Here is a 4,666-nt window from a genome sequence, read left to right on the forward strand (position 1 = left end):
ACGCGGCTCAGAAGGAGGCGCGCATCGCCGAGCTGGAGGCGCGGCTGCAGGCGGAGCAGCGTGAGCGCGAGAACCAGCAGCGCCTGGCCCACGCCGAGCGCGAGCGCGCGCTGGCCGATGCGGTGGCGACGAAGGACGCGCGCATCGCCGAGCTGGAGCAGCGCGTGGAGGCGCAAGGCCGCGCCTTCGAGGCGGAGAAGAAGCTGGCGGTGGAGCAGGCGCGTTCGGCGCTGGAGCGCGAGCGCGACGCGCTGGCCGCGCAGGTGGCGCTCAAGGACGCCGAGAAAAGCCAAGCGACGAGCGCCCTCAAAGAGCAGCTGGCCATCGAGCTCAAGGCAAAAGACGACATCATCGCCTACAAGGAAGGCGAGATCGAGCGCTACAAGGACATGAAGGCGCGCCTGTCCACCAAGATGGTGGGCGAGTCGCTGGAGCAGCACTGCGAGACCGAGTTCAACAAGATCCGCGCCGCCGCGTTTCCGCGCGCGTACTTCGAGAAGGACAACGACGCGTCCGAGGGCTCGAAGGGCGACTTCATCTTCCGCGAATGCGACGAGGAGGGCAACGAGATCGTCTCCATCATGTTCGAGATGAAGAACGAGTCCGATGATTCGTCGCATCGTCACAAGAACGAGGACTTTTTCAAGAAGCTCGACGCCGACCGCAGGAAGAAGGGGTGCGAGTACGCGGTGCTGGTCACGTTGCTCGAGCCGGAAAGCGAGCTGTACAACCAGGGCATCGTGGACGTGTCGTACCGCTTCGAGAAGATGTACGCCATTCGCCCGCAGTTCTTCCTGCCGATGATCTCCATCCTGCGCAACGCGGCGTTGAACTCGATGGCGTACAAGGCGGAGCTGGCGGTGGTGCGCAACCAGAACATCGACATCACGAACTTCGAGGAGCAGATGGAAACGTTCAAAAGCGGTTTCGCGCGCAACTACGATCTGGCCAGCCGCAAGTTCCAGACGGCCATCGACGAGATCGACAAGACCATCCTGCACCTGCAGAAGACCAAGGACGCTCTCGTGTCGTCCGAGAACAACCTGCGCCTGGCGAACAACAAGGCCCAAGATCTTACCATCAAGCGCTTGACCAGGAACAACCCTACCATGAAAGCGGCCTTCGAGGCGCTGGCCGAGGAGAAGGATGACGCGCGGCCGTAATTCGTCTATATCGTGAAAATATGCTAGTCTATTTTCACGATATAAGGAGGTTTTCATGGCGACACCTGCTGAGCTGCTAGACAACATGGTGCCTGTTTCGGCGTTCAGCCGGGGCAAGGCCGCGCAGGCCTTCTCGTCGGCGTCTAATTCCACGCCCGTCATCGTGTTGAAGAACAATGCACCGTATCGCGTTATCACGACGCCGGACGAGTACGCCTATCTCTCGGAGGTCGAGGCCGACATGGTGCTTATGGCCGAAGCGATGGCGCGGTTGACGGCGAATCAGGATGCAGGATCCGTCCCTGCGGAAGAGGTGTACGCCGAGCTGGGCATCGCGCTTGAGGATGTTGACGCCATCGAAGACGTGGAGCTGGCGTGATGTGGGAGCTGTCGTTCCTTCCCGAAGCTCGGGAGGATCTTCGCGCATTGGACGGATCCCAGCGTATACGCGTGGTGAAGGCGATCGCCAAAGTGCAGTCGAATCCTCTTCCCTCATCCGAAGGGGGATACGGAAAACCTCTTGGGAACAAGCGCTTGTCCCAGTTGAGCGGCCTGATGAAAGTGAAATTGAAGTCGGATGGCATCCGGATCGTGTACAAGCTTGAGCGCATCGAGCATGCCATGCGCATCGTCGTGATTGGGGTTCGCTCCGATGATGCGGTATACCGCGAAGCCCAGAAACGGCGGGAGTCGCACGGATTGTAGACGGGGTGGGCGCTATGTGGGACGATTTCACGACGAAGGAGCGCACGGGCGCGGGGACGGGGGAGGTGCTCGCGCGGCTCGGGTACGCGCTGGCGGGCGCGCTCGTCGCCGTGCTGGTTTCGGCGATGATGTCGCTGGTGCCGTGGCCCGCGGACGACACGCTGTTTCCCGTGTACGTCAACGCGTCGGTCATGGGGGCGACGCTCATGCTGTGGGCGTCGTTCAAGCCTTCGCGCGGTTCGGCCGGCGCGGTAGCTGCCGAGGCGCTCACGGTGTTCGTCACCGTGCTTGTTGTGCAGATGGTCGGCAGCTGCCTGCAGTCGCCGAGCTTGTTCGGCCTCTATTCCAACCCTCTTTCATGGGTATGGGATCATGCGATCTTCATGCTGTACAGCGGGCTTGCCCTCGTTTTGCCGATATCCTGGGCGCTCGGCAGCGACGAGCGGTGGGCGCGGCGCTCGTTCAAACGGGTCCTCGGCGAGCTTGCGTTCGTCCTGGCGGCATGGGCGCTCGCTGCAAGCGGCGTCCTTGATTCGGCTCATTCGCTGATCGGATTCATGGTGCAAGGCCTCGTCTTCGTCGCGGCCGCGCTAGCGACGGCGGCGGTGTTTCAGCGGCTGGCGTATGCGTTGGTCGGGCGCTACCGTACGGCAGAGGCGCAGCCTTCACCGAGACCGAGACATGCACCGCCCGTTTCCGAGTCCCGGCGTCCCGTGCCGCGCGCGAACCCGCGTGCGGCGTGCATCGCGGTGCTCGTCGGATCGGTGGGCGTCAGCGTGTGCGCGCTCGCATTCTTCTTCGTTTGCCAGAAGCAGGCGGCGGCTCAGGGTTTGGAGCTGCGCAACATCGTTTACGACATCCCGACCGCTTGCGTGCTGGTCACGTGTTTCGTCGCGATCCCGTTCGTCTTGGCGAAAACGCTGAGAGGACCCGGCAAGGATTATCGCTTGGCGGGGTATGCCGCGCTTTGCGCGATCGCGCTGCTGCCGACCATGCTGTCGTCCACGTTTCGGCTGGAACCTCCCGAAGAAACGTACCTTGGCGGCGGCGCCATCGAAGTGGTCACGCCTGAATGGTTCGATACGCCGCGCGTGGAATACGCGACGTCCGAAGGCCCCTTGTTCATGAGGATGCTGTCGAACGCACGCCTCTCGTCGACATCGGACGAGGGGCAGCCCCTTCCTCCCGTACGATCGGGCTACTCGTACCACAATACGGGCAACATCGTCTCCATCGACCACGAGGCGCTCGTGCTCGTGCTGGCGATAACGCAATCCACCGAGGATATCGCGACGGGAACGCAGGTGTCGGTCGATTGCGCGTCTACCGAGCACTTCGACGTACCGTTCGACGAGCTGGCGGTGGGCGATAGCGTGCAGATCCGCTCCACTGAGGCTCATACCGACGGCGCCATCGTTGCGCAGAAGGTGTTCGGTCCGGCGCGCGATCTGGTGCCCGAGCAGCAGGGGCGCGTCGAGGAAGAAACGCTCGACGACATCCTCGCGTCGTACGACTGCGGCTATACGGTGTCGGGCACGGTGACGTCGGCCGTCGAGGAGAACGGGTTCTCGTTTCGCGTGGACGACGGGGGCGGCTTCATCGAGAACGGCACGGAGCTGCGCGTGTCCACCGCATTCGTCGAGCGCCGCCTGTACGGCATGAAGGGCCTGCAGTGGGGGATGGACGGCGTGATCGTCGGCTTCTCGGACCTGCCGGCCGAGGGCGTGCTGCGCGCGAAGGTGATCGTGGGCAACGACGACACGTCATCCGACTACTGGGAGAACATGCCCGCCTCGTAATGCGCTACAATGGCGAACGTGATCCAGTTCCGAACAGTTGCGAAGGAGGCTTCGTTGACCGCCGATTGTCCAGAAGATTTTCCGTACGAGGCGAAGCCCGAGCTTCGCGACCCCGCTGTGCGCGAGGGCTATTGGCGCGTTGCGATGGGCTTGCAGGAGGTCGACGGGCTGAAGCCTTCTCCGTATCTGCGCGATCTCGCTCGAGAGCACGTGAGCGGCGTGCGCGGGCTGGACGAGACGGGCAGCATGATTCGCGCCTACCACGCGCGACAGAAGGCGGATGGGCGCGACGAGGCTGCGGGGGAGCGCGAAGCCGACCTCGTGAGCCAGCGCATCGTCGAGCTGCTGGCTTCGGGCGCGTTCGCGCTGGTACCCGATATGCTCGCCGTGATCCATGGCGCGTTGTTCCAGGATCTCGATGCGGCGACGTATCGACCCGGCGAGTATAAGACTGAAGCGCTGCAAAAGCGCGAGTTCGTGCTGAACGGCGACAGCGTGGTGTACGCCGATCCCTCGTTGATCGAGCGCTCGCTGGCATTTCTGTTCGACGAGGAGCGATCGCACGTCTACGGCATCGAGTTCGACGAGGCTCAGCTCGAACATCTCGGCCGCTTTATCGCAAGGTTGTGGCAGGTTCATCCTTTCGTCGAGGGCAATACGCGGACGACGGCGGTGTTCGCGGTGCTCTACCTGCACGATCTGGGCTTCGATGTGGACAACGAGCCGTTCGAGCGACATGCTCGGTACTTTCGCGATGCGCTCGTGCGCGCGAACTACCGCAACGCGAAAGCGGGCGTCCTGCCCGACCTTCGGTTCGTCGTGCGGTTCCTCGACAACCTGCTGAACGAAGCCGAACACGAGTTGCGCTCGCGCGATCTTGCGTGCAAGGCGCTGTTCGACGATCCCTCGTTGATCGAGCGCTCGCTGGCATTTCTGTTCGACGAGGAGCGATCGCACGTCTACGGCATCGAGTTCGACGAGGCTCAGCTCGAACATCTC

At 62.9% G+C, this 4,666-nt stretch carries 5 protein-coding genes; all 5 read left to right on the forward strand.

The features are described 5' to 3' along the window. Nucleotides 1–1,163, forward strand: a 1,163-nt coding sequence (locus ACMO6A_RS04725) for a DUF2130 domain-containing protein (protein ID WP_418470841.1), incomplete at its 5' end; no start/stop codon positions are given. Nucleotides 1,164–1,218: 55 nt separating this feature from the next. Continuing rightward, complete coding sequence (locus ACMO6A_RS04730) at nt 1,219–1,542, forward strand: hypothetical protein (RefSeq protein WP_009307196.1); 324 nt, start codon at nt 1,219–1,221, stop codon at nt 1,540–1,542. Then, nucleotides 1,542–1,868 (forward strand): type II toxin-antitoxin system RelE family toxin, encoded by a 327-nt coding sequence (locus ACMO6A_RS04735; protein WP_009609259.1) that lies wholly within the window; start codon nt 1,542–1,544, stop codon nt 1,866–1,868. The genes ACMO6A_RS04730 and ACMO6A_RS04735 overlap by 1 nt, the downstream gene beginning before the upstream one ends. Before the next feature lie 14 nt (nt 1,869–1,882). Continuing rightward, complete coding sequence (locus ACMO6A_RS04740) at nt 1,883–3,667, forward strand: hypothetical protein (RefSeq protein WP_418470842.1); 1,785 nt, start codon at nt 1,883–1,885, stop codon at nt 3,665–3,667. 54 nt (nt 3,668–3,721) lie between these two features. Then, a partial coding sequence (locus ACMO6A_RS04745; protein ID WP_418470843.1) for a Fic family protein occupies nt 3,722–4,666 on the forward strand: 945 nt, incomplete at its 3' end.

The sequence above is a fragment of the Eggerthella sp. genome, assembly GCF_048329335.1.
Lineage (GTDB): Bacteria > Actinomycetota > Coriobacteriia > Coriobacteriales > Eggerthellaceae > Eggerthella > Eggerthella lenta.